23 protein-coding genes, 16 tRNA genes and 1 rRNA gene are annotated in these 23,983 nt (G+C 56.2%); 34 read left to right on the plus strand and 6 right to left on the minus strand.

Annotated elements, in window-relative coordinates:
• The 23 genes from AC0YNU_RS15350 to AC0YNU_RS15460 all read left to right on the plus strand — a co-directional run.
• A 23S ribosomal RNA gene (locus AC0YNU_RS15350) occupies window positions 1-159 on the plus strand; the annotation flags it as partial.
• Window positions 160-274: 115 nt separating this feature from the next.
• Window positions 275-350, plus strand: a tRNA-Asn gene (locus AC0YNU_RS15355).
• A gap of 5 nt (window positions 351-355) precedes the next feature.
• A tRNA-Ser gene (locus AC0YNU_RS15360) sits at window positions 356-446 on the plus strand.
• A gap of 5 nt (window positions 447-451) precedes the next feature.
• Window positions 452-526 (plus strand) — tRNA-Glu (locus tag AC0YNU_RS15365).
• Window positions 527-605: 79 nt separating this feature from the next.
• Window positions 606-681: transfer RNA gene (locus AC0YNU_RS15370), tRNA-Val, on the plus strand.
• 27 nt (window positions 682-708) lie between these two features.
• Window positions 709-785, plus strand: a tRNA-Met gene (locus AC0YNU_RS15375).
• Window positions 786-819: 34 nt separating this feature from the next.
• Window positions 820-896 (plus strand) — tRNA-Asp (locus AC0YNU_RS15380).
• A 14-nt stretch (window positions 897-910) separates the two neighbouring features.
• Window positions 911-986, plus strand: a tRNA-Phe gene (locus AC0YNU_RS15385).
• Window positions 987-1,014: 28 nt separating this feature from the next.
• A tRNA-Thr gene (locus AC0YNU_RS15390) sits at window positions 1,015-1,090 on the plus strand.
• 4 nt (window positions 1,091-1,094) lie between these two features.
• A tRNA-Tyr gene (locus AC0YNU_RS15395) sits at window positions 1,095-1,179 on the plus strand.
• A gap of 11 nt (window positions 1,180-1,190) precedes the next feature.
• Window positions 1,191-1,264, plus strand: a tRNA-Trp gene (locus AC0YNU_RS15400).
• A 17-nt stretch (window positions 1,265-1,281) separates the two neighbouring features.
• A tRNA-His gene (locus AC0YNU_RS15405) sits at window positions 1,282-1,357 on the plus strand.
• Between the two features lie 27 nt (window positions 1,358-1,384).
• A tRNA-Gln gene (locus AC0YNU_RS15410) sits at window positions 1,385-1,460 on the plus strand.
• 5 nt (window positions 1,461-1,465) lie between these two features.
• Window positions 1,466-1,540, plus strand: a tRNA-Gly gene (locus AC0YNU_RS15415).
• Window positions 1,541-1,549: 9 nt separating this feature from the next.
• Window positions 1,550-1,623: transfer RNA gene (locus AC0YNU_RS15420), tRNA-Cys, on the plus strand.
• A 16-nt stretch (window positions 1,624-1,639) separates the two neighbouring features.
• Window positions 1,640-1,716, plus strand: a tRNA-Arg gene (locus AC0YNU_RS15425).
• An 8-nt stretch (window positions 1,717-1,724) separates the two neighbouring features.
• Window positions 1,725-1,806, plus strand: a tRNA-Leu gene (locus AC0YNU_RS15430).
• 489 nt (window positions 1,807-2,295) lie between these two features.
• Entirely contained in the window at window positions 2,296-2,589 is a 294-nt protein-coding gene (locus AC0YNU_RS15435) for a LiaF transmembrane domain-containing protein (RefSeq protein ID WP_475758008.1), read from the plus strand.
• Between the two features lie 60 nt (window positions 2,590-2,649).
• The gene (locus AC0YNU_RS15440) at window positions 2,650-3,348 is read left to right on the plus strand and encodes a PspA/IM30 family protein (RefSeq protein WP_475758010.1); all 699 of its coding nucleotides are present in this window, start codon (window positions 2,650-2,652) and stop codon (window positions 3,346-3,348) included.
• A complete protein-coding gene (locus tag AC0YNU_RS15445) occupies window positions 3,345-3,854 on the plus strand; it encodes a PspC domain-containing protein (protein ID WP_475758012.1) in 510 nt (169 codons plus the stop codon). The genes AC0YNU_RS15440 and AC0YNU_RS15445 overlap by 4 nt, the downstream gene beginning before the upstream one ends.
• 2 nt (window positions 3,855-3,856) lie before the next feature.
• A complete protein-coding gene (locus AC0YNU_RS15450) occupies window positions 3,857-4,546 on the plus strand; it encodes a PspA/IM30 family protein (protein WP_475758014.1) in 690 nt (229 codons plus the stop codon).
• Between the two features lie 103 nt (window positions 4,547-4,649).
• The gene (locus AC0YNU_RS15455; RefSeq protein WP_475758016.1) at window positions 4,650-5,798 is read left to right on the plus strand and encodes a sensor histidine kinase; all 1,149 of its coding nucleotides are present in this window, start codon (window positions 4,650-4,652) and stop codon (window positions 5,796-5,798) included.
• The gene (locus tag AC0YNU_RS15460) at window positions 5,755-6,432 is read left to right on the plus strand and encodes a response regulator (RefSeq protein WP_475758018.1); all 678 of its coding nucleotides are present in this window, start codon (window positions 5,755-5,757) and stop codon (window positions 6,430-6,432) included. Before AC0YNU_RS15455 ends, AC0YNU_RS15460 begins: the two co-directional genes overlap by 44 nt.
• Window positions 6,433-6,611: 179 nt before the next feature.
• On the opposite strand, the gene mobB is transcribed toward AC0YNU_RS15460, so the two are convergent.
• A complete protein-coding gene (mobB, locus tag AC0YNU_RS15465; protein ID WP_475758020.1) occupies window positions 6,612-7,154 on the minus strand; it encodes a molybdopterin-guanine dinucleotide biosynthesis protein B in 543 nt (180 codons plus the stop codon).
• Between the two features lie 135 nt (window positions 7,155-7,289).
• On the opposite strand from mobB, the gene AC0YNU_RS15470 reads away from it, so the two are divergent.
• A complete protein-coding gene (locus tag AC0YNU_RS15470) occupies window positions 7,290-8,924 on the plus strand; it encodes a molybdopterin molybdotransferase MoeA (protein ID WP_475758021.1) in 1,635 nt (544 codons plus the stop codon).
• A gap of 11 nt (window positions 8,925-8,935) precedes the next feature.
• On the opposite strand, the gene AC0YNU_RS15475 is transcribed toward AC0YNU_RS15470, so the two are convergent.
• Together AC0YNU_RS15475 and AC0YNU_RS15480 are read right to left on the minus strand one after the other, a co-directional pair.
• A complete protein-coding gene (locus AC0YNU_RS15475) occupies window positions 8,936-10,261 on the minus strand; it encodes a hypothetical protein (protein WP_475758023.1) in 1,326 nt (441 codons plus the stop codon).
• Window positions 10,262-10,518: 257 nt separating this feature from the next.
• Window positions 10,519-10,920, minus strand: a complete 402-nt coding sequence (locus AC0YNU_RS15480) for a hypothetical protein (protein WP_475758025.1) — start codon at window positions 10,918-10,920, stop codon at window positions 10,519-10,521.
• 120 nt (window positions 10,921-11,040) lie between these two features.
• Between AC0YNU_RS15480 and AC0YNU_RS15485 the strand changes: the two genes are divergently transcribed.
• The 3 genes from AC0YNU_RS15485 to AC0YNU_RS15495 all read left to right on the plus strand — a co-directional run bounded on the left by AC0YNU_RS15485 (window position 11,041) and on the right by AC0YNU_RS15495 (window position 15,384).
• Complete coding sequence (locus AC0YNU_RS15485) at window positions 11,041-11,868, plus strand: YwmB family TATA-box binding protein (RefSeq protein ID WP_475758027.1); 828 nt, start codon at window positions 11,041-11,043, stop codon at window positions 11,866-11,868.
• 135 nt (window positions 11,869-12,003) lie between these two features.
• Window positions 12,004-13,551: a glucose-6-phosphate dehydrogenase gene (gene zwf / locus AC0YNU_RS15490; protein ID WP_475758029.1), complete on the plus strand. Its 1,548-nt coding sequence runs from the start codon at window positions 12,004-12,006 to the stop codon at window positions 13,549-13,551.
• A 246-nt stretch (window positions 13,552-13,797) separates the two neighbouring features.
• Window positions 13,798-15,384 (plus strand): peptide chain release factor 3, encoded by a 1,587-nt coding sequence (locus AC0YNU_RS15495; RefSeq protein WP_475758031.1) that lies wholly within the window; start codon window positions 13,798-13,800, stop codon window positions 15,382-15,384.
• Between the two features lie 104 nt (window positions 15,385-15,488).
• Here the strand turns inward: AC0YNU_RS15495 and AC0YNU_RS15500 are convergent, their stop codons facing one another.
• Window positions 15,489-15,902, minus strand: a complete 414-nt coding sequence (locus tag AC0YNU_RS15500) for an NINE protein (protein ID WP_475758033.1) — start codon at window positions 15,900-15,902, stop codon at window positions 15,489-15,491.
• Between the two features lie 3 nt (window positions 15,903-15,905).
• Window positions 15,906-16,250, minus strand: a complete 345-nt coding sequence (locus tag AC0YNU_RS15505; RefSeq protein WP_475758035.1) for a TM2 domain-containing protein — start codon at window positions 16,248-16,250, stop codon at window positions 15,906-15,908.
• A 148-nt stretch (window positions 16,251-16,398) separates the two neighbouring features.
• On the opposite strand from AC0YNU_RS15505, the gene AC0YNU_RS15510 reads away from it, so the two are divergent.
• The 5 genes from AC0YNU_RS15510 (at window position 16,399) to AC0YNU_RS15530 (ending at window position 21,736) form a co-directional block, all read left to right on the plus strand.
• Entirely contained in the window at window positions 16,399-17,475 is a 1,077-nt protein-coding gene (locus AC0YNU_RS15510; protein ID WP_475758037.1) for a LacI family DNA-binding transcriptional regulator, read from the plus strand.
• A 72-nt stretch (window positions 17,476-17,547) separates the two neighbouring features.
• Window positions 17,548-18,711 carry a Gfo/Idh/MocA family protein gene (locus tag AC0YNU_RS15515; RefSeq protein ID WP_475758039.1) on the plus strand — a complete coding sequence of 388 codons (1,164 nt, stop codon included), beginning with the start codon at window positions 17,548-17,550 and terminating at the stop codon, window positions 18,709-18,711.
• Window positions 18,712-18,753: 42 nt separating this feature from the next.
• On the plus strand, window positions 18,754-19,377 hold the full coding sequence (locus AC0YNU_RS15520; protein WP_475758041.1) for a ThuA domain-containing protein: 624 nt from the start codon (window positions 18,754-18,756) through the stop codon (window positions 19,375-19,377).
• Between the two features lie 73 nt (window positions 19,378-19,450).
• Window positions 19,451-20,545, plus strand: coding sequence for a Gfo/Idh/MocA family protein (locus AC0YNU_RS15525; protein ID WP_475758043.1), 1,095 nt, complete (start codon window positions 19,451-19,453; stop codon window positions 20,543-20,545).
• A gap of 93 nt (window positions 20,546-20,638) precedes the next feature.
• Window positions 20,639-21,736 (plus strand): Gfo/Idh/MocA family protein, encoded by a 1,098-nt coding sequence (locus AC0YNU_RS15530; protein ID WP_475758045.1) that lies wholly within the window; start codon window positions 20,639-20,641, stop codon window positions 21,734-21,736.
• Window positions 21,737-22,064: 328 nt separating this feature from the next.
• On the opposite strand, the gene sspI is transcribed toward AC0YNU_RS15530, so the two are convergent.
• Complete coding sequence (gene sspI / locus AC0YNU_RS15535) at window positions 22,065-22,301, minus strand: small acid-soluble spore protein SspI (protein WP_475758047.1); 237 nt, start codon at window positions 22,299-22,301, stop codon at window positions 22,065-22,067.
• Window positions 22,302-22,426: 125 nt separating this feature from the next.
• Here sspI and AC0YNU_RS15540 point away from each other — a divergent pair, with 125 nt between their 5' ends.
• On the plus strand, window positions 22,427-23,113 hold the full coding sequence (locus AC0YNU_RS15540) for a potassium channel family protein (RefSeq protein ID WP_475758049.1): 687 nt from the start codon (window positions 22,427-22,429) through the stop codon (window positions 23,111-23,113).
• Between the two features lie 17 nt (window positions 23,114-23,130).
• Window positions 23,131-23,937, plus strand: coding sequence for a TrmH family RNA methyltransferase (locus AC0YNU_RS15545; RefSeq protein WP_475758051.1), 807 nt, complete (start codon window positions 23,131-23,133; stop codon window positions 23,935-23,937).
• Window positions 23,938-23,983: the final 46 nt, after the last annotated feature.

Raw genomic sequence — 23,983 nt, forward strand, 5'->3', positions numbered from 1 at the left:
ACGGGATAAGCGCTGAAAGCATCTAAGCGTGAAGCCCCCCTCAAGATGAGATTTCCCAGTATGTAAGACCCCTTGAAGACGACGAGGTTGATAGGTTCGAGGTGGAAGCGCGGCAACGTGTGGAGCTGACGAATACTAATCGGTCGAGGGCTTATCCTAACCGCTATCACGAAGTGAAAACTTCGGGAAGCATCGGTAATGTCAGCTAAGTAACACCTTTCGCAAAGGTTCGTATCCAGTTTTCAGGGTGGAAGTTGCCCGAATTTAATACCGTTCCCTGATAGCTCAGTTGGTAGAGCACTCGACTGTTAATCGAGTTGTCACAGGTTCGAGTCCTGTTCGGGGAGCCATTTCTGGAGAGCTGTCCGAGTGGTCGAAGGAGCACGATTGGAAATCGTGTATATGCTAACCGCGTATCGAGGGTTCGAATCCCTCGCTCTCCGCCAGATATGGCCCGTTGGTCAAGTGGTTAAGACACCTCCCTTTCACGGAGGTAACAGGGGTTCGAGTCCCCTACGGGTCACCATTTTCTCTGAAAATTCTTCAAAAAAAGACTTGCCATGAACACAGGAAATGAGTTATATTATTACTTGTCGTTCAGACGCGGAGGCTTAGCTCAGCTGGGAGAGCATCTGCCTTACAAGCAGAGGGTCGGCGGTTCGATCCCGTCAGCCTCCACCATAATTGCATAGAAACAATTATTAATGACGCGGGGTGGAGCAGCCCGGTAGCTCGTCGGGCTCATAACCCGAAGGCCGCAGGTTCAAATCCTGCCCCCGCAACCAATTACCTTCGGTATGATACCGAGAACTATAATGTGGAGCCGTGGTGTAGTGGCCTAACATGCCTGCCTGTCACGCAGGAGACCGCGGGTTCGAATCCCGTCGGCTCCGCCATTATAACCAAGTTAGGCTCGGTAGCTCAGTCGGTAGAGCAGAGGACTGAAAATCCTCGTGTCGGCGGTTCGATTCCGTCCCGAGCCACCATTTCAGTCAAGCAATAGTTGTACAATGTGCCGGTGTAGCTCAGTTGGTAGAGCAACTGACTTGTAATCAGTAGGTCGTGGGTTCGACTCCTATCGCCGGCACCATCATGGAGGATTAGTGAAGTGGCTAAACACGGCAGACTGTAAATCTGCTCTCTCTGAGTTCGGTGGTTCGAATCCATCATCCTCCACCACTTTTTTACCTAGGGGCATAGTTTAAGGGTAGAACAGCGGTCTCCAAAACCGTTAGTGTGGGTTCAATTCCTGCTGCCCCTGCCAATTGAATTAGTTATATGGCGATCGTGGCGAAGTGGTTAACGCACCGGTTTGTGGATCCGGCATTCGTGGGTTCAATTCCCATCGGTCGCCCCATTTAACTAAAAATAAACAATAAAATGTTGGGGATTAGCCAAGCGGTAAGGCAACGGACTTTGACTCCGTCATTCCCTAGGTTCGAATCCTAGATCCCCAGCCATTTATGCGGAAGTGGCTCAGCGGTAGAGCATCGCCTTGCCAAGGCGAGGGTCGCGGGTTCGATTCCCGTCTTCCGCTCCATCTTTAAATGGCGCCATAGCCAAGTGGTAAGGCAGAGCTCTGCAAAAGCTCTACCCCCAGTTCGAGTCTGGGTGGCGCCTCCACAAAATTCTATACCGTGTGCCCTTAGCTCAGCTGGATAGAGCATTTGACTACGAATCAAAAGGTCAGGAGTTCGAATCTCTTAGGGCACGCCATCAAGTATGCCGGCGTGGCGGAATGGCAGACGCGCGCGACTCAAAATCGTGAGGGAAACCGTGGAGGTTCGAGTCCTCTCGCCGGCACCATTATCAAACATTATGTTTTACCCTTTAAAACGCTGATTGGACTTCGTCCAGTCGGCGTTTTTGTTTATAGTGTATTTAATGTCGATATCATGCACGACGCACGACTATGATCGTTTAGAAGTGCTGTGTGCTATATTACCAAGCTGCTATACGATGTATGAAAGCCTGAGTATGAACACGAATGGAATGATTTCGTCGAGAAGCCCGAGTACAGTATGATCTCTGTATTTGGGCTTCTTTTTAATATTGATAAGGCGAAGGAAGTTAGGAGCGAACCACGGATACCTTTCGAAACCGTACATTTTGTCGGCTATTCAGTCTTAGGGTCTGTGGGCACCCCGCCTGAGGTCTAGGTTCAAATACCGTCGCGGGTCCGTTTTGAAGAGAGCGAAAACAACCTACAATAAGGACATAAGCAAGAAACGAAACACGGCAAGCGAAAACACGTAATGAACAGTAAGAATGAATCTTAGAAAGGCGGTGACATACATGAACGGTAAAAATGCAATTGGCGCAGCATTGGTTGTGGTTGGCGGATTGATGGTGATGAAGTTTCTAGGCATTCATCTTGGTTGGATTGTCGGACTATTGATGCCTTTTATCCTCATTGGTCTGGGCGTTGTCGGAGTTCGTAACAACAGTAAGGTGGTTGGATCGATCCTGATTGTAATTGGCGGATTAATGCTGCTTCCTAAACTTTTTGGTCTGCTCTCTCTACTTATTGCAGTCGTACTGATCGTTGCTGGCGTGGCAATGTTCAAAAATCGTCAGAATCGCGTGTAACGAACTGAAATGAGCAGCACTATTCGTAATTGAATGTTTGGAACGAAGGAGGATCGAGCAATGAGCATTATGCGAAGAGTGAGGGACATGACGGCTGCTACGCTAAACGAGCGGCTGGAGAAGGCCGAGGATCCCGTAAAGCTGATCGATCAGTTTCTATGGTCGACCCGGGAGGAAATCATTCAAGCCGAGAAGCTGTATCAGCAATGCTCGGGACACGGCAATCATTTGAAAATGCAGTGGCAGCAAGCCGAGCAATTGAAAGAAAAACGCGAGCAGCAAGCGATCATCGCGCTAAAAGCCGGCGAGGAGCATGTTGCACGGATCGCCTTGATGGAGAAAGCATCCAGCGAAGAGCGAGCTGTACAGTACCGCGAGCTTTACGAACAAGCCGCACTAAGCATCAGAGAGCTGGAAGAACAGCTTCGCGAGCTGCGCAGCGAGTATCAGAGCGTTTACGATAAGCGTGAGTATTTTGCGGCCCGGATGGAGTCGTTGCGTCTGCAGCAGCGGTTAAACGAGCGCTATGCGCAGAACGGCGTATTCAATTCGGCACCAGGCCAGCAGTCTTCCGGCATCTTCCGCAGGCTGGATGACAAGATCAGCGATATGGAGCTGGAAGCCCGCAGTCTTCGCGATTTGCGCAAAGCAGGTCAGGAATGGATAACCGGTGCAGGACAATCGGTGCAAAACGTCATCGAGCGCGAGATGGAGCAATTGAAGCGCAAACTGCAGCAGGAAGGATGGAAATCGCAATGAAGAAGCTGTATCGATCGCGACGCGACAAAAAATTGTTCGGCCTTTGCGGCGGTCTTGCCGAAATGTTGAACGTGGATGCGACGCTGGTTCGAATTCTACTGATCGTCGTCACGGTCTTTACGAGCGGCGCATTGATTCTGGTTTATATATTGGCAGGCTTGGTCGTCCCGCAAAATCCGTATGATTTTGGCGGCGGTTATGGCCCGGGCAAGGGCGGTTTCGGCGGCGGATGGAACAATCCTAACAACGGACCGTATGGCGGCGGCAGCAATTACGGCGGCGGTCAAGGTTTCGGCCCTGGCAATGGCAGCTCCTACGGAAGTTCTTTCGGGGGTCCATCGCAGCCAGGTCCGACTTGGCAGAAACCGCCGGCACAAACGACAGCGCAGCCTGCCTCGAATATCGATGCGATGATGGAAGACCTGGAGAAACGCGCGCTGAAGAAGGAAATCGAAGAGCTTCGCGCAAAACTGGCTAAACACGAGAACGAGAAGGGAGATGTTTAAGAATGAGTATTTTCAAACGAATGAAGGATATGACGAAAGCGTCCGTTCACGAGCTGCTCGATAAAATGGAAGATCCCGTTGTGATGCTGAATCAATACTTACGGGATATGGAGGCTGAGATCCATGCGGCGGAACTGACGGTCGCGAAGCAAATGGCGAACGAGCGTCGTATGCTCCAGCGCCTGGAAGAAGCGACGAGAAGCGGCGCGGACCGCGAGGGAAAAGCAGAAACCGCACTTCGCGCAGGGCAGGAGGAACTGGCACGCAAGCTGCTGGAGGAGAAAATTTTCTTCGATCAGAAAATCGTCGAATACACGGAGCTGCACGTCAATGCCAAAACGCAGGCTGAAGAGCTGATGAGCCAGCTGCACGGCATGAAGGATGAGTATTACCAGCTTCGCAACAAACGCAACGAGCTTGCTGCACGTGCCCAAATGGCGAAGGCGAAAAAGCAAATGGCACAGGTGTCCTCGGTGCACACCATCGAAAGCGGAAACGCTTCGCGCGGCTTCAGCCGTATGGAAGAGAAGATCATGCAGCTGGAAGCAGAAGCAGACGTTATGCGCGTGCCATTCGGCTCGTACAACGGACCGTCGGCTGCCGCGGGATCGGTTGATCCTTCGAAGCAATTGAAGGTCGAAGAGCAGCTGCAAGCGCTCAAAAGCCGTTTGAATCCGCCAGTTACTGAATAAGGCTGTAAGGTAGAATCAAAGACTATGCCATGGTCGATGCGCAGCGCTGGCATCGGCCACAGGCATGTTTTTGCGCGTTCATACATAGGGAGGAGGAGCGGAGTTGAGCGATCCATCGTCTTCGCCAAATCGCGATGAGCCGGTGAAGCCGTCCGAACGTCCAATGCCGCCGGCAGATCTGGGCGGTCGACCGGTCCTTTATCGCAATGAAGCGCCGCCGGCGCTTGTCCAAGCTGCCGAGAAACGCAAAAATGCAGCGGAGACGGTTCTTTGGCTCTTCGTTATTTTGGGGTTAAGCGTGCTGGTGCTGCAGGGGACCGGTTACGTGAAGCTGTTTTCTCTGCAAAGCAAAGCGGCGCTGATCGGCCTGACGGTCATTGCTGCTGCGCTTGTTCTCGCCGCCGTGTATAGTTATTTGCAAGGGGTGAAGCTGCGAGCCGCGCTCAAGCGGCTGTCCGACCAGCAGAAGCGCAAACGCCAACGCGTCACGCTACCGGCGACGGAAGGGGACGCCAACGAGCCCGAGGATACGATGTCCGAGGAGGATGAGGCGTGGACGGAGCAGGTTCGTTTTACGGCCGTCATCGAAGAGCGTCAGCGGCTGGCACGAGAACTTCATGATGCGGTTAGCCAGCAGTTATTCGCCATCTCCATGACGGCCACGGCGGTCAGCCGAACGATGGAGAAGGACTGGGAACGCGCCAAGCGCCAGGTGCAGCTCATCGAGGAAATGGCTTCCGTGGCACAATCGGAAATGCGCGCGCTGCTGCTGCATCTGCGGCCGGTGCATTTGGACGGCAAACATTTGAGTCAGGCGCTGCATAGTCTCGTTGACGAGCTGAAGCAAAAGGTGCCGATGACGATATCGTTGGAAGCTGACGTTGCCGTTCAGCTGGGATCGGAGGCGGAGGATCATTTGTTCCGGATCGCGCAGGAGGCGCTCTCTAATTCGCTGCGGCATTCCAAGGCGGACCAGCTTAATATATACTTGCAGCAGGCAGGGGCTTACGTGCGTTTGACGGTGCAGGATGACGGCGTTGGATTTCATGCGGAGGAGAAGAAACAAACCTCGTACGGCTTGTTGACGATGGAAGAGCGCGTAAACGAGCTTGGCGGCTCGATGAAGCTTATCACTTCTCCGGGCAACGGGGTCGTCATCGATATTTGGGTGCCTTCGGCAACCCATGATGGGGGAGGAATTTTACCGAATGGAAGCGATCGAACAAATGGACAGCATCGAACAGCCTATTAAAGTGCTGCTTGTCGACGATCATGAAATGGTGCGCATCGGCTTGGCGGCTGTGTTGAACACGGAAGACGGCATCGAGGTCGTCGGCGAGGCGAGCAACGGCCATGAAGGGATCCGTTTGGCGCAGGCGTATCGGCCGGACGTCGTATTGATGGACCTCGTCATGGATGGCATGGACGGCGTGGAGACGACGCGGAGGCTGCTGGAGCTGTACCCGGATTGCAAAGTCATCGTACTGACTAGCTACTTGGATGATAGCAAAATGTATCCGGTTATCGAAGCGGGCGCTTTCAGCTACTTGCTCAAAACGTCGCGGGCGAATGAAATCGCCGAAGCGATTCGTGCCGCATCCCGCGGACAGTCCGTGCTGGAATCGCAGGTGGCGGCCAAAATGATGAATCGTTTCCGCCAGCCGAAGCCCGAAACCGTAAAACCGCTGCACGATCAACTGACGGAACGGGAAATGGATGTCCTTAAATGCGTCGGTAAAGGGTTGTCCAATCAGGAAATCGCGGACGAGCTGTTTATCGGCATTAAGACGGTCAAGTTCCATGTGACGAATATTTTCGCGAAGCTGGGCGTGGACGACCGGACGCAGGCGGCGATTTATGCGCATAAGCAGGGGTTAGCGGAGTAAGCGTGAATTCTGCCAAGCCTGTTGGTGATGCTGATAGGTATGCTGGCGAATAGCAGAATGACGATGCAGATGAAAAGACGCTTGGGGCAAGCGTCTTTTGTTGTTTTTATGGGATCCAATCGGTGTGTGCTGGTCGGATCGTGAAAAGGCGAGCGTAAGTGGGAGATTGTTTAATGGCGCTACCGCGTGTCTGGCGGGTTTAGCAAATCGAAGATAAGGGCAGCGATGTGCGCATCGTCATCGATGGAATGCGTGGGGAGGACGGTATTCAGGCGCAGCGCCTCTGCATGCGGCCAGACGATCGCAATCCATGGATTCGGGAGCTTCAGCAGCTCTTCATCCTGCTCGTCGCGAAGAAGAATGATTTTGAGATGGGGTTCGTGCTTGAAGCCTTCCACGAGAACGACGTCGGCGTGCTGCATATAGGAGAGCAGTGCTGAGAGCGGTTCAGGTCGATTGCTGATGATCGCGCTGCGGGATGATGAGCTGATTGCGGTCATGTCCGCTCCGGCTTCTTGGTGCTTCCATGTATCTGTGCCGGGCTTGTCCATATTGAATTCATGGGCGTCGTGCTTGACGGTGCCGACGACGAAGCCGGCTTGTTTGAGGCGTTGGATGAGCTTGGCGACGAGCGTTGTTTTGCCGCTATTCTTGTAACCGACGATTTGGAGCACGAGCGGAGCGGTGTTCGGTTGTTGAGAGGATGCAGATTGCGATAGCATGGCATGCGCTCCTTCTGTAAAAGTTGACCATTTGCGCGATTTATCGACAGGCATAAGTATATCATATGGCGTATCCCCGCTTTTGCCGGATTCTGTTACAATGAAAGAAAAATGCGGCATGTCAGTGGAGGTACCATGAACGAGGGGACGTTGCAAGGGGAGTTACGGTTTCGAAGGCGTGCGATCAAAGTAGACGAGGCCATGCGGCTCGTCATGGAGGCGGTCGAGCCCGGGCGGCAGGAAACCGTGCCGCTGTGGGAAGCCGCTGGCCGCAGGCTGGCGGAGGCGGTCAGCGCGACGACGGACTGGCCGCCTTTCGCGCGTTCCGGACTGGACGGGTTCGCCGTCCGCAGCGCGGATACGGCGCTGGCGTCGCCGGGGGCACCGGCGACGCTGCGCATCGCGGCCACGGTCGCCGCCGGCGCGCTCGCCTCGGCGGACGTGGCACCGGGCACTGCCGTCCGGATTATGACGGGCGGTGCCGTGCCCCCGGGGGCGGATGCCGTCGTCATGCTGGAGCAGACGACCGACGCCGTGGTTGACGGGCAACCGGCGGTGCTGGTGAAGCGCACCGTCGAGCCCGGGCAGAACATCGCGCCCCGGGGCGAGGAGTACCGCCGCGGCAGCGAGTTCGCGCGGCCCGGCGAGCTCCTGCGGCCGGGCCATGCGGCACTGCTCGGCACATTCGGCTATGCCCATGTGCCGGTCTATGCGCGGCCGCGCGTCGCGGTGCTCGCGACCGGCGCGGAGCTGCTGCCGGTCGAGGCGCCGCTTGCGCCGGGCCGCATCCGCGACAGCAACAGCGCGATGGTAGCCGCGCTTGTAGCGCAGCACGGGGGCGTGCCGCTCTTGTTCGGCCGCGTACCGGACGAACAAGGCGCAGCTGCCCAAGCCATTGCGGATGCGCTGAAGCAATGCGACCTCATCATTACGACCGGCGGCGTGTCGGTCGGCGATTATGACGTGATGGCGAGTCTGCTTAGCCGCATCGCAACGAATCAGCCTGCCGGCGAAGGAGATGGTGCGGCTCCGCCGGCTGCTGCCACAGAAACGACGGCTGAGCCGGCCCAAGCACAGGAGCTGCGCCAACTGGACGGCCCGATAACGCCGAGTGTGGCGGCTTCGCTGGCTGCTGCCGTGCAAACGACGGCTGAGCCGGCCCAGGCACAGGATCTGCGCCAGCTGGAAGGACTGATAATGCCGAGTGCGACAGCTCCGCTGGCTGCGGCCGTGCAAACGGCATGCAAGCAGGCTCAAGGGCAGGATGGGCCGGCCGGTTCGCCAACGCCGAGTGCGGCAGCGCCGCAAACCGCCGTTGCTTCGCAAACGGCGTCCGTGCCGAACCTTCTCCCGCAGGACAGCCGCCTGCTGTTCAACAAAGCGGCCATGCGGCCGGGAGCGCCGACGTCTGCTGCCGTCGTATCCGGTAAGCTGCTTCTCGCGCTTTCAGGTAACCCAGGCGCCTGCTTCGTAGGATTCGAGCTGTTCGTCAAGCCCGCGCTGCTGCGCCTGCAGGGTGCGTCGCCGGAGCAGTCACTGCCGAAGCAGGTAACGGCCAAGCTGGCCGGCGGTTTCAGTAAAGGAAGCCCGCATGAACGTTTTGTACGCACGCGCTTGTATACGGAGAATGGCATGCTGTACGCGGCTCCACTCGGTTTTGGCAAGTCGAGCATGATGGCTTCCATTCCGGAGGCGGATGGCTTGATTCGCATCAAAGCCGGCGCTGAAGGAGCTTCGGAAGGTGCCATCGTGGAGGTCATCGTGCTCTAGATCGGCGCGGCCTAGAGGACGGCGTCCATACGGAATCCGCTCAGACCGACTCGAAGGCATCGCTCGCTAGTTGCGGTATAGGTTGTGAGGGTTTGAAAGGCGCCGGCTTTCACATTAATAAGCGCCCCCGTCGGCAAATCAGCCGTTCGATGGAGCAGCTCTCCCAGGGCCGACACGAAATCGTTCCAGCCTGTCAAATGCAGTCTCACGTCCTCCGACAGAGTGCGCATGACACGATGCAGCTTCGCTTCATCCAGCTGCCAGGATCCGGCAGAGGTCCGAAAAAGCCCGACGGCTTCTGCGCCCGGATGAGCCATAGCAGCCTGAATGCGCTGCATTGGACTTGAATCTAAGCTTCCAGCAGCAAGTATGTCGACTTCTTGAAGCCTATTCAACCCTTCTGCCAGCTGAGTCAGCTGACGGATGAAAGCTACTTGATCCTGCTGTACCTTTACGGTTACAACAGAAGGGACTTGAAAGGCAGAAAGGTCAAGTCGAACCTGTCCATTCCTGACGGTAATTTCATTGGAGGATGAAGAGAGGTTCGGACCTCCGTCGATGGCATACAGAGCATCGGAAGCAGGCATCGCGATGTTGCCGATGCCGGTTGCCCGGACGAGCCTGCCGGTCCCCAGATCCTCCAGCCCGAACGCATGGCCGGTACCCGAATACAGAGTGCGCAGCTCCAGTCTATCCGTTCCGTTTAACGAATCAGCCTCCAGCAGGGCAGTCACGCCAAGGGAACTCGCATAGACCGCATCGCGAAGGCGGCGAAGAACGGAGCGGTTCGTCTCTCCTTGCCGCAAGACGATCGTCAGTGTTGCCTCGCCTCCGGATTTCGTATACAATCTCAAACGGTGCTCGCCCGGTGAAACGACGCAAGGCGCATGCGCGGTCAGTTCAAAGCTGAGATTGCGCTGCGGCTGCGCGATCGATTGCAACCGCAAGTTAAATGTCCCGATCTCGGCCCCATCCTTCGCGCTGCCGACAATCGCCGTTTCCGAGACTACGATTCGCTGCGCGAACAGCGGTGCATGACGCGGCGTGAACGCATCGACCGTCTCGCTAAGCGACCTGCATGCTGCCAGCCAGGTGCCAGCGGCATCCGCGGCAGCCAGCAGCGCTTTTCTGACTTCGGCAGGCAGCGAAGCGGGAGCGGGACTAACGAGCTGAGCAGGCATGAGCGCGCGCGACTTTTTGGGCTCAGCCTTCCTGCGGTAATAATCATTTTCCTCAGCCATATACGGATACAAATTGTATCTATCAACAGGCCAAATAGGCTCGTTCGTACGGCGAACGGTCCCGAATATAGCAGGAACGGAATAAGGCATCACCACGTTAATCGCCTCCGACAACGGTTTGTGTTATTCTTAACATACCAAAAACACCGCTAACCCACTAGCCTTTTCTGAGGATTCCCTTCAATGTTGAACAAAACTCGCTATATAGGAACGGATTAAACATTCCCATTTTCGCTGGATGCTTTCCGACTGATCCAAAACGTTTCATGACTTGTCCCGCCTGGACATGCCCTATGCAGCAATAAGCCCGAGTCCCGCAGCAGCACGCAAGTCTCGGGCATCCGCAATGTCGATTAGATGAGCAGAAACAGAAACGCGATGGAAGCCAGATCGAAAGCGAGCGCTTCGCCGTAGCCGTAACCACCGTATCCGCCATATCCATAGCCATAAGGATCGCCGTAATAGGGATCATAGGGGTAGTAGGCTTGCGTTTGCGCGGTATCCTTCGTTTTGCTGTCGACCGCCGCTTTTGCTTTCTTCGACGACTTCTTGCTCTTTTGATTGTTTACTTTGCCTTGCTTGACGCCTGTCGTCGCGTTCGCGGTCACCTCGGGGCGTTCGTTCAGCATGACGCGTCCTTCGTGGCAGCGGCTCAGGATACCGACATAACGCTTCCCTTCCGTCGTGACGACGCATACAGGCATGCCGCAAAATTGTTTGATGTTCTCTTCATGTAATGGATAAACTTGTTCCATGATGGTAGTGACACCTCCCCTGGTTTATCTGGTGACAGTGTATTCACCCAGAGGCGGATGCGTATGGATATTTACCCAATTCGCCATGCAAATGAAGCTGAAGCGAGGAGCGGATGAGCAATGTCCTTGAAGTCTCTCGAGCCGGTTCCGATTCGAAAAATGAAGCATAGGCGGTTGCCGCAGGCGAGCCTCGTCGCGGCACTCTTGATCCTGATCACTGCCATCATCTGGGGGCTGACAGCCGGGCGAAACGGGAGAGCCGCGGAGGAGCAGCGACCGCTGACAGCCGACTTCGCAACCGTCTGGACATGGACCGATGCGGAGTATGCAGGCGGCTCAGAAGGAGCCGAATGGGCATTTCGCTGGGACGGTGCCGCAGGCTTGAAAGCCGTGAAGGCTTTCGCTGCCGGCCTCGGATTCAACCTCAGCGGCAAGCTGGACGAGAGCAACGGCCCCATAGACGTGGTCGCATCGAATCCCACTTACGAAATGACGCTGTGGATCCGATCGCGTCAGCCTTCGGCAGCCGTCACGGCTCCGTCCGAAGCCGAAAAGAACAGCGGGCTCTATGATATCGTGCTGTTATTGCATGCGGTCAAACAATCGCAAAAGCAGACTGTAGCGGATGCCATCGCCAAGGTGGAGGATGAGGTCTCAAGGTCCGGAATGGATCTGAAAGGAGGAATGACCGTCAAGGGACTTTCGGCTGCCGGGGGGGCGGGAAGTCGAATCGTGAAGGCGGCCGACGCAACCGAAACGGAGACGTACGACGACGGTCACACGAGCAGTTTGACGTATTTCAGTGCAAAGCTGGGGAGCAAGGTTCAGAGCGGCTCGAAGCCTGTCAATCTACAGATTGCGGAGTCGTCTTCCGCTGCCGGAGAGGCGCCTCAATTGATTGTCGGCGTGCCCCTAATTACCGGAGATTATGCGCCGTTGGATCCGTAATTGAATACGCTGCGCGGACGTTTTTTTATCCCCGTTTCAATAGCATCTAACGGCCCGTTATGCTAAACTACATTAAAACGCTACACGCTTGTCGTTGCATAAAAATACATACGAAAGAATGAGGGAATAACCGAAGTGAGCATACACGATTCAATTGCCGCAGAGGGTGCGGTTTATTATTTATTTGGGGCAACCGGCGACTTGGCTCGCCGCAAACTGTTCCCTGCGCTGTTCAGCCTCTATAAGGAAGGCAAGCTGGCTGAGGATTTTGCCGTCGTTGGTCTTGCGCGTCGTCCGCGAACGGATGAGCAATTCCGTGCGGACATTTATGAATCGATCGGCGAGTTTTGCCGGTACAAGGCGGACGAGTCGGATCAATGGGAACGCTTCGCATCGCATTTCGTCTATATGTCCCTGGATATCAACAATGTAGATGGCTTCCGGGAGCTGGCTCGCAAATCGCTGGAATTGGACGCGAAGTTCAGCATTCCGGGTAACCGCTTGTTCTATCTGGCGCTGGCACCGGAGCTGTTCGGGCCGGTATCGTTCAACCTTCGCGACGGCGGCATGCTGGATTCGACGGGCTGGAACCGCCTCGTGATCGAGAAGCCGTTCGGCTATGATCTGGAATCGGCTCGCAAGCTGAACTCGCAGCTTAGCCAGGTGTTCAAGGAAGAGGAGATCTACCGGATCGATCACTACCTGGGCAAGGAAATGGTACAAAATATCGAGGTTTTGCGGTTCTCCAACGCCTTTTTCGAGCCGCTGTGGAACAACAAACATATCGCGAACATTCAGATCTCTCTCTCCGAGACGGTCGGCGTCGAAGAACGCGGCGGGTATTACGACAAGTCCGGCGCGCTGCGCGACATGGTGCAAAACCATATGATGCAGATGCTGGCGATGATCGCAATGGAGCCGCCGAGCCGTCTGCATCCGGAAGATATCCGCGACGAGAAGGTCAAAGCGCTTCGTTCGTTGCGTCCGTTCGCATCAGCCGAAGAAGTGAACGCCAACGTTATTCGCGGCCAATACAGCGGAGGCGAGAGCAAAGGCAAGCCGCTGGCGGGGTATCGCGAGGAAGACTCCGTCAATCCGCAGTCGCCGACGGAGACGTATTTCGCCGCACGCGTATACTTGGACAATTTCCGCTGGGCCGGCGTACCGTTCTACATCCGTACGGGCAAACGCCTGCCGGTCAAGACGACGGAGGTCGTCATTGAATTCAAAAACGTGCCCGACAACATCTTGTTCGCGCAGAAGCATGACCTGGCACCGAACCTGCTCGTGATTCGCGTGAATCCGATGGAAGGCATCTATATCAAAATCAACGCGAAAAAGCCGGGCGTCGACAATGTCGTGCAGCCCGTATCGATGGAGTTCTGCCAAAGCTGCATGATCGGCATCAATACGCCGGAAGCTTACGAGCGACTGATTTACGATGCGGCTCGAGGCGAGTCCACCTACTTCACCCGTTGGGACGAAGTGGCTCAGGCATGGTCCTTCGTGGACCGTATCGCCGAAGCATGGCGCGAGGACAATGGCAGCCTGCAATTCTATCCTGCCGGTTCCTGGGGACCTGCGCGCACGGATGAACTGCTGGCACAAGACGGGTTCCACTGGTGGCCGGTCAACGGGCAAGCGGAAGACAACGTCATTTGGATTTCCGGCGGTCCGAAATAAGATTACGCAAGCGGATGGGCTGCTGCATATGCTGAAGGATGGATGGCGCAACGTTCGAGGACGGTCATTCATCCTTCGCTTATTCGCAGGCAGCGTGTTCCGTGTGATATAGCAGCGTTAGAAGGATGTTGCGCAAGGGCACTTCATATATTGACATAGCGCCGCTTGAGCAAGGGAAAACCGATGCGGTACCAACCCGCGCGTTCTTGATCGGCGGCATGGAAATGAGAGACGAAGGGAACTATCATGAGTAAAACTATTACGGATGAAATTAAACGGGAAGTCGAGAAACGGCGCACGTTCGCCATTATCTCCCACCCCGATGCGGGTAAAACGACACTAACGGAGAAGCTGCTCCTGTTCGGGGGCGCAATCCGCGAAGCGGGATCGGTTAAAGCGCGTAAAGCGAGCCGTCACGCGACGAGCGACTGGATGGAAATCGAGAAGCAGCGGGGGATTTCCGTTACATCGTCCGTCATGCAGTTCGATTACAGCGGCCACCGTGTCAATATTCTGGACACCCCTGGTCACCAGGACTTCAGTGAAGATACGTACCGGACGCTGACGGCTGCGGACAGCGCGGTCATGCTGATCGACGTCGCGAAAGGCGTCGAGGCGCAAACGATCAAGCTGTTCCAGGTTTGCAGCAAGCGAGGCATTCCGATCTTTACGTTCATCAACAAGTTGGACCGCGAGGGCCAAAATCCGTTCGAGCTGATGGAAGAGCTGGAGCGCGTGCTGGGCATCCGGGCCGTTCCGATGAACTGGCCGATCGGCATGGGCCGCGAGCTGTGCGGCGTCTACGACCGGATGAAGAACCAGGTAGAGCTGTTCAAAGGGAACGATCACTCCACGATCGAGGTTCTGAAGGTCGAGGATTATAACGATCCGCATATTCGCGAGATGGCCGGCGATTATTTGACGGACCAGCTGATCGCGGATTTGGAGCTGCTCGACGTCGCGGGCGATCCGTTCGACTACGAGAAGGTTCGCGCGGGCGAGCTGACGCCGCTCTTCTTCGGCAGCGCGGTCAACAACTTCGGCGTGCAGACGTTCCTCGAGAACTTCCTGCAGCTGGCACCTGCACCAACGCCGCGTCAAAGCACGAGCGGCACGGTAGAACCGACGAGCGAGAAGTTCTCGGGCTACGTGTTCAAGATTCAAGCGAACATGAATCCGGCTCACCGTGACCGGATCGCGTTCCTGCGCATCTGCTCGGGGCGTTTCGAGCGCGGAATGAGCGTTCGCCATGTGCGCAACGGCAAAGACATCAAGCTGTCGCAGCCGCAGCAATTCCTGGCGCAGGACCGCGATATCGTCGAGAACGCGTATCCGGGCGACATCATCGGCCTGTTCGATCCCGGCATTTTCCGGATCGGCGATTCCCTCTCGCAGGGAAGCGAGATCGTCTTCGACGAGCTGCCGACGTTCTCGCCGGAGCTGTTCGCGAAAGTAACCGTCAAGAATGCGCTGAAGCATAAGCAATACCAGAAGGGCATCGACCAGCTGACGGAAGAAGGCACGATTCAGGTGTTCCATTCCACGGGCAATTTCGACGAGACCATTCTTGGCGTCGTCGGCCAGCTGCAGTTCGAGGTATTCGAGCATCGGATGCGTTCGGAATACGGCGTAGACATCATGCTGCACCGGATGCAGTTCCAATTCGCGCGCTGGATCGTCGATGATAAGATCGATCCTTCCAAGTACCGGATCAATTCGACGCTCGTGAAGGACAAGAAAGACAATTACGTCGCGCTGTTCGAGAACGAATACGCGATGCGCACCGCAATGGATAAGAACCCCACCTCCAAGTTCTTGGAGATGGCTCCTTAATGAGAAAGACCTCGCGTCCGTAGCAATACGGTACGCGAGGTCTTTTTTTGGCTTGTTTGGCTTGCTTGGCTTGTGGCTTGTATGGAAGCCGTCACTCGCGGACGTCAGCCGCGTCCGGCAAGCTGCTCCATGCGGCGGTGATGGATGATTGCAGCAATGACCTCCTGCTCGACGGCGGCATTGTAAACGCGGAGCATGCCGGGCAGCAGGAACAAATCGACGATGATCCAGACTAACAGCGCAAGTCCGGGTAAAATGCATAAGGTCAACGATACGATCATGAGCGGGGTTGATTCCGCCGCGGAACCGACGATGCTGACGAAGTAGAAGAACAGGGCGGCGACGAAGAGCGACAGCTGAGCCGCTCCGGAGCCTTTGCGCTTCAGGTAGAAGCGATGCAGTCCGAAATGGCCGCCCAGCAGCATCAGATAGGCAACGCCCGCTGATTTCTCCGCCCGCCGAAGCTCGGAGTTCAAGAGCATCAGCTCATTCAAGGATAAGTCTTGTTTGTTCAGCATGGACTAGCGGCTCATCGCATTATTGAAATGCTTTTGGGACAGCAGGTCATTCAAAATACGGCTTTCCAATTTGTCATTCTCTTCTTTAACGATGCCGTGGAGCAGAAACGCGTCGATCAGCGCCCAAATGCCTGTAACTGCAGCTCCGACAATCGTGAGTGTCAGGATGAGCATGACGATGGCCGTACCTGTTCTTTTTACGTAGAAACGATGTGCGCCGAAGGCGGCTAGGAAGAACCACAAAATATAAGCGACAAGCATGCTCTTGCCCTGCGACCGTACTTCTTGGTCCAAAAGGAGCAGTTCGCGGGCATCCAATTGGCTCTTTTGCGCGATGTTATAATTCAAATCTACCATTCCCCTTTATCGTAGCATTCTACTAAATTCGACTCATCTAGTATAAAGGGACGACGCGGATTCGACAAGGAATTACTAGAACAATTACTAAAATATAACACTTCTCGACACGATTCGTCGTTGACAAGATTAAGAGGCCATGAGAGAATGTACGCGTGTACATTTGAAGCATTACGCTGAACGGGAGGAAGGACTTATCCGTAAAAAAGTCGCTGAGCTTGCGGGCGTGTCGGAGGCGACGGTTTCGCGCGTGCTTAGCGGCGGCGGAGCAGTGAAAGAGGAAACGGCGAGACGGGTCATCGAAGCGGCGCAGCAGCTGAATTACGTTCCCAGCGCGCTCGCGCAGCGGTTCGCGCTCCGTAAGAGCGGGAACCTGGGCGTAATTCTGCCCATGCTGCCGAAAGTAAATTTGTTCTCGACGTATTATTTCTCCGAGGTGCTAAGCGGCATCGGCATGACAGCCAAACAGCGCGGGTATGACTTGCTGCTGCTCTTCCGCGAGCCCCATGAGCCGAGAGATTACGCCAATCTGTTCCGGACGCAGAAAATCGACGGCTGCGTCATCCTTGGCGCGCAGGACGTCCCGTCCGAACGCGCCGCGTTGACCGAGCTGCAGGAGGGCAACTATCCGTTCTGCCTCGTCAATCAGCGCTTCGAGGGCGAAGCCTACAATTCGGTGGACGCCGACCAGCAGGCCGGCAGCCGCGATGCGGTTCGCCATCTGCTGAAGCAGGGCTTCCGAAGCATTTGTTTCCTGAACGGACCGTCGGTCTATTCCAACAGCCAGGATCGGCTGCAGGGCTATCGGCAGGCGCTTGACGAAGCGGGATTGGCTTACGATCCCGAGCGGGTGCTGACAGGCAATTACAGCCGGAAAAGCGGTTACTTGCAAGCGAAAGCGGTTGCAGCACTCGTACGCGAGCGCAGAATCGACGCCGTGATCGCCGCGAACGACCGGATGGCAATCGGCCTGCTGCAAGGGCTCAAGGAGCTCGGTATTCGCGTCGGCGAAGAGGTTGCGCTCATCGGCTGCGACGATTCCGACCTTGTGCGCATGACGGACCCGCCGTTAACGTCGATCCGCGTCCCGTTCTTCGAAATCGGCTGCGAGGCCGCTGCGAGGCTGCTCGATCTCGTGACGAATGCGGAAGCATCGGCTTCCTTCGACGTGAAGCTGCCCGTGAAGCTAATTGAACGCGCTTCCTCCGCGCCGTAAGAATCCAAAATCGCCTGAAAAGGGATGCGAGCATTTCTTATCAACCTAACCCATGAGAGGTGGAACGAAACGATGAGCAATATTCGAGTAGGCATGATCGGTTATAAATTTATGGGGAAAGCGCATAGCAACGCCTATCGCGCGCTGCCGATGTTCTTCCCGAACGTGACTCGCCCGCAGATGGTGGCGATATGCGGCCGTGACGCCGCCGGCCTGGAGCAGGCCCGCGCGCAGTTCGGCTGGGAGAGCGCGGAGACGGATTGGCGCAAGCTGATCGTGCGCGACGACATCGACGTGGTCGACATCAATGCGCCTAGCGACGCGCACAAAGAGATTGCTATCGCCGCCGCCGAAGCAGGCAAGCATATTTTCTGCGAGAAGCCGCTTGCGCTCAACCTGGCCGATTCCATCGAGATGCTGAATGCGGCGGAGAAAGCCGGCGTCAAGCATATGGTCGGCTTTAACTACCGTTTCGCTCCGGCCGTTCAGCTGGCGAAGAAGCTCGTCTCGGAAGGCCGGCTCGGCAAAATCTTTCATTTCCGCGGCTTCTTCCTGCAGGACTGGATCGTCGATCCGCAGTTCCCGCTCGTATGGCGCCTGCAGAAGGAAATCGCCGGTTCCGGCTCTCATGGCGACCTTGGCGCGCATGTCATCGATATGGCTCGTTTCCTGGTCGGCGAATTCAATGAAGTCATCGGCATGAGCGAAACGTTCGTCAAGGAGCGTCCGCTTCCGACGACGATGACGGGTCTCAGCGCCAAAGGCGACGCGGACGCGCCGAAAGGCCAAGTAACGGTCGACGACGCGACGTTGTTCCTGGCTCGCTTTGCGAATGGCGCCCTCGGCAGCATTGAAGCGACGCGCTTCGCACCGGGACATCGCTGCACGAATTCGTTTGAAATCAACGGCAGCAAAGGCAGCATCAAGTTCGATTTTGAACGCGTCAATGAGCTGCAAGTCTACTTCACGGACGATGCCGAAGACGTGCAAGGCTTCCGCCGGGTTCTGGCAACGGATGCCGCGCATGCTTACAGCGAGAACTGGTGGCCGGCCGGCCACACGATCGGCTACGAGCACACGTTCACGCATGAGATGGTCGAGTTCATGAACGCGATCGCCGAAGACCGTCAGCCGGTGCCGAACTTCGTGGACGGCGTGGAATGCCAAGCTGTCTTGGAAGCGGTCGACAAATCCATCGAGGAGCGCCGCTGGGTTGCGATCTCGGAGCTTCGTTAAGTTGCAGAGCACTTCTAATTTGATATAGAGGATGGAACAGACATGAAAAAAGCATTGATCGTATGGGGCGGATGGGACGGCCATCAGCCGAAGGAAGTAGGGGAGATTTTCTCGGGCTTGCTGCGCGAGGAAGGCTTCGACGTAACGGTATCCGATACGCTCGCATCGTTTGAGGACGCGGAACTGATGGCAAGCCTCGACCTGATCGTACCGGTATGGACGATGGGCCAGATTACGCAGGAACAGCTGCGCCCTCTGCTGGACACTGTTAACGCGGGCTGCGGCATCGCCGGCTGTCATGGCGGCATGGGCGATTCCTTCCGCAACGAGACGGAATTCCAGTTCATGGTCGGCGGCCAATGGGTAGCTCATCCGGGCAATGACGGAGTACGTTACGACGTTAACTTGGTGGATGCAAACGACCCGCTGACGAGCGGCATCGGTGATTTTGAAGTCGTCACCGAGCAGTATTACATGCATGTCGATCCTGCGGTCAAGGTGCACGCGACGACAAGCTTCGGCGACGTGAAGATGCCGGTCGTTTGGACGAAAACATGGGGACAAGGCCGGGTGTACTATAATTCGCTGGGCCACCAAGCAAACATTGTAGCCATGCCGCAGACGCTTGAGCTGATGCGCCGCGGTTTCCTGTGGGCAGCGCGTTAATCCATTCATCTATTCATTCATTCATTCATTCATTTATTCATTCAGAGACGTATCCACGTGGGAGGAACTGAACATGAAGGCAGTTAAAGTCGGCATTATCGGCTGCGGCAACATCAGCCATATCTATTTTACGAATTTGCAGAAATACCCCGAGCTCGAGCTTGTCGCTGCAGCCGATATCGATATCGAGCGCGCGAAAGCCCGCGCTGCGGAGTTCAACCTGGCTAAAGCCTATACGGTTGAGCAGCTGCTCGCCGATCCGGAGATCGAAATCGTCGTCAACTTGACGATTCCGAAAGCGCATGCATCCGTTTGCCTGCAGGCGCTGGAAGCCGGCAAGCATGTGTATGTCGAGAAGCCGATCGTCGTCACGCGCGAGGAAGGCAAGCAGGTGCTGGAGCTGGCTGCAGCGAAAGGGCTGCGCGTCGCCAGCGCGCCTGAAACATTCCTGGGCGGCGGCATCCAAACTTGCCGCAAGCTGATCGACGAAGGCGCCATCGGCACGCCGGTCTCCGCGACGGGCTTCATGATCTGCGGCGGTCACGAGAGCTGGCATCCGGATCCGGAGTTCTATTATGAAATCGGCGGCGGTCCGATGTTCGATATGGGTCCGTACTATTTGACGGCGTTCGTGACCTTGTTCGGCTCGATCGAGCGCGTGACGGGTTCCGCGCGCATCTCGTATCCGGAGCGGACGATCACGAGCGAGAAGAAGCGCGGCAAGCAAATCGTCGTCGAGACGCCGACGAACATCACCGGCGTGCTTGATTTCGAGAACGGCTTGATCGGCACGCTGATCACGAGCTTCGACGCGAAAGCAGGCACTTCGCTGCCGAATATCGAAGTTCACGGCAGCGCCGGAACGCTGCTCGTACCGGATCCGAACGGCTTCGGCGGCACCGTCAAGCTGCGCCGCGCCGGCGGCGACTGGGAAGAAATCGAGCTGACGCACGGCTTCACGGACAACAACCGAGGCATCGGCGTTGCGGATATGGCCCGCGCCATCCGCGAAGGCGGCCAGCACCGTGCAAACGGTGAAATGGCTTACCACGTTCTAGAAGCGATGCATGGCATTCACGACGCATCCCGCGACGGCAAGCATTACAATATGGAGAGCCGCTGCTCGCGTCCCGAGCCGATGCCGGCACTGGAAACGCAGTCGAAATAGGAAGCAAAGTAGTGTATATTGCAGGTAGGGTGACAGCCTGCCCTTCGTGGGCGGGCTGTTTCATTTATTCGGAGCCAAGGGAGATCGTGAAGGATGAAGCCTGTTAAAGTCGGTGTTGTCGGCTGCGGCAATATCAGCCAAATTTATTTTACGAATTTGAAAACCTATCCCGAAATTGAACTCGTGGCTGCGGCCGATATCGATCTGGAGCGCGCGAAGATGCGCGCCGAGGAATTCGGTTTGGCCAAGGCGTATACGGTGGAGCAGCTTATGGCAGATCCGGAGATCGAGATCGTCGTCAATCTGACGTTCCCGAAAGCGCATGCCAATGTCTGCCTGCAAGCGCTGGAAGCCGGCAAGCACGTGTACGTCGAGAAGCCGCTCGCCGTTACGCGCGAAGAAGGCAAGCGGGTGCTGGAGCTGGCAGCCGAGAAAGGGCTTCGCGTCGCGAGCGCGCCGGAGACATTCCTCGGCGGGGGCATTCAAACCTGCCGCAAGCTGATCGACGACGGCGCGATCGGACAGCCGATCTCGGTGTCCGGCTTCATGATGGGCGGAGGACCGGAGGGCTGGCATCCGGATCCGGAATTCTTCTACGAAATCGGCGGCGGTCCGATGTTCGATATGGGTCCGTATTATTTGACGGCTTACATCACGCTGCTGGGACCGATCCGCAGGGTGACGGGCTCGGCTGTCATCTCTTATCCGGAGCGGGTCATAACGAGCGAGAAGAAGCATGGCAAAGTGATGAAGGTCGAGACGCCTACGCATATCGCTGGCGTTATCGATTTCGAAAGCGGCGCCGTAGGCACGCTCATCACAAGCTTCGATACGAAGGCCGGAACTTCGCTGCCGAACATTGAAGTTCATGGCAGCGCGGGCTCCTTGCTGGTGCCGGATCCGAATACGTTCGGCGGTACGGTGAAGCTGCGACGCCTGGGCGGCGAATGGGAAGAAATCGCGCTGACGCACGGGCACACCGACAACAATCGCGGCATCGGCGTGGCTGACATGGCGCGCGCGATTCGCGAAGGCGGAGAGCACCGCGCGAACGGAGCGATGGCGTATCATGTGCTGGAAGCGATGCATGGCTTCCACGACGCGTCCCGCGACGGCAAGCATTATGTGATGGAAAGCACATGTCTGCGTCCTGCGCCGATGCCTGCGCTGGAGGAAGCACCGGCTTCCTAAGTCGCGGCAGATATTGCGATAGTAGGCACTTGCGAAATAGAATAATGAATAGCGCAAAGCGTAAAGCAGCCTGTCCACGATGGACAGGCTGCTTTGTCTGTACAGGCAGGGTTACATGATTGTCGCTTGTATGAGAGACACTAGTCGTAATGAATAACAAGCTACGAACGCGAAGAAACGCCGAACGCTGTTTGCGTCCGGCGTTTATCCGCTAACTATGAGGTACGCGCTGCGGCAGCAGAGTAATGGCAGCGGCTTGTTTGGCGAAACACTTAGATGCTCATGGGACTGGGTAAGCTAACTTCTTGCTTCTGTAAATTTCTGTAATCTAACTCGGGCTTGGAGAAGCCTGTTCGGCATGATGAAGATGTTCATACAGGTGCTCGACCATCTGGTTTCGTTCCGGTGCAGGGCTGTTCTTCCAGATCATTTCAAATAGGACGCCCAGGCCGGGAAGCGCCATTTCATCGCTGCCGATGGAGCTTTCGATGACGTCGGTCAATTCCGCGCCGGATTTATCCTGGACCCGCCTCACGATCGCTTGCCGCAAATCAAGATTGTTCAAACCTGATCCCTCCATCACCTGATTTCCCGTTTAATATCTCCCCCGCTAGGTGAATTCATGCCGCGCCGTGGCTGTGCTCCGCTCGGTTATCGCCGGAAATTATGCTATAATAAGCTAACTCGAAAATGGTTGCGGGAGGTATCGGTTTGGCGAAGAAGCAGTATGCCGTCATTGGCATGGGCAGATTTGGAACCAGCGTGGCTCGCGAGCTGTCCGAATTGGGCTTCGATGTGCTTGCCATCGACGCGGATGAACAAAAAATCCAGGAAGTCTCTAATTGGGTGACTCATGCGGTAGCGGCGAATTCGACGGACGAAGACGCGCTGCGGTCATTGGGCTTGCGGAATTTCGACGTCGTGGTCGTGGCGATCGGCGAAGACATCCAGGCGAGCATCCTGACGACGCTCATTCTCAAGGAGCTTGGCGTGCCTGAATTAATCGTGAAGGCGCAGAACGAATTGCATGGCAAGGTGCTGAACAAAATCGGCGCGGACAAGGTTGTTTTTCCGGAGCGGGATATGGGACTACGGGTCGCGCATCATCTCATCTCGCCGAATATTCTGGAATACATCGAGTTGTCGAACGACTACAGCATCGTGGAGATGAAGGCACCGGACTTTACGGTCGGCAAGAATTTGATGAAGCTCGATATCCGGGCCAAATATAAATGCAATGTGCTTGCCATTAAGAAAGGCTCGGATCTGAACATCACCCCCGACGCGGCGGACGTGATCGAGGAAGGCGACGTACTCGTCATCGTAGGCAAAACCGAGGATTTATCCGAATTAGAACTTTCGTATGCGGAAGGCTGAATAGACACGTGGGGAACATGAATAATAAACGTACGATGAGCATTACTTCGCTGCAAAACGAAAAAGTGAAAGCGATGGCCGCGCTGCTCGAGAAGAAGCACCGCGATCGCAGCGGACGCTTCCTGATCGAAGGCGTGCATCTCGTGCAGGAAGCGCTGCTTGCCGGCGCCGATGTCGAAACGATCGTCATCGATTCGGAGCGCGGCGTGCCCGGCGAGCTGCGGACGCTGCTCGGCAAGACCGACTGCGAGCTGATCGAGGTCACGCCCGCAATCATGGCCAAGTGCACAGGGACGGATACGCCGCCGCCTGTATTCGGCGTTGTGGCCAAGACGGCGGTCGACGACGCGCCGATATACCGGCCGGACTCGCTCGTCGTCGTACTGGACGGCGTACGTGATCCCGGCAACGTCGGCACGATTATACGCAGCGCGGACGCGGTCGGCGCGGATGCGGTCATTCTCGGTCGGGGCTGCGTGGATCTGTATAATCCGAAGACGGTGCGCTCGACGATGGGGTCGTTATTTCATCTCCCTGTCATCGAAGGTGACCTAACGGAACTGCTGCCGGAAGCGAAGCGGCAAGGCATTCACCTCGTGGGGACAAGCCTCCAAGCTTCGGCTACCTGCTATAGTTACGATTGGCGAGGGCCGACTTGGCTGCTGCTCGGCAGCGAATCGAACGGACTGTCGGAGGCCGCGCTCGCGCAAGTCGATACGCGGATGATCATTCCGATGCACGGACGCTCGGAATCGCTGAACGTGGCGATGGCCTCGACGGTTCTGTTGTACGAGGCAATGCGGCAGCGGCGGTATGCGCGTTAAATACGTATTTGAATCTGATATACCAAGGCCGATTAGGAGCTAAACT

It is taken from the genome of Paenibacillus sp. J31P316, assembly GCF_056269105.1.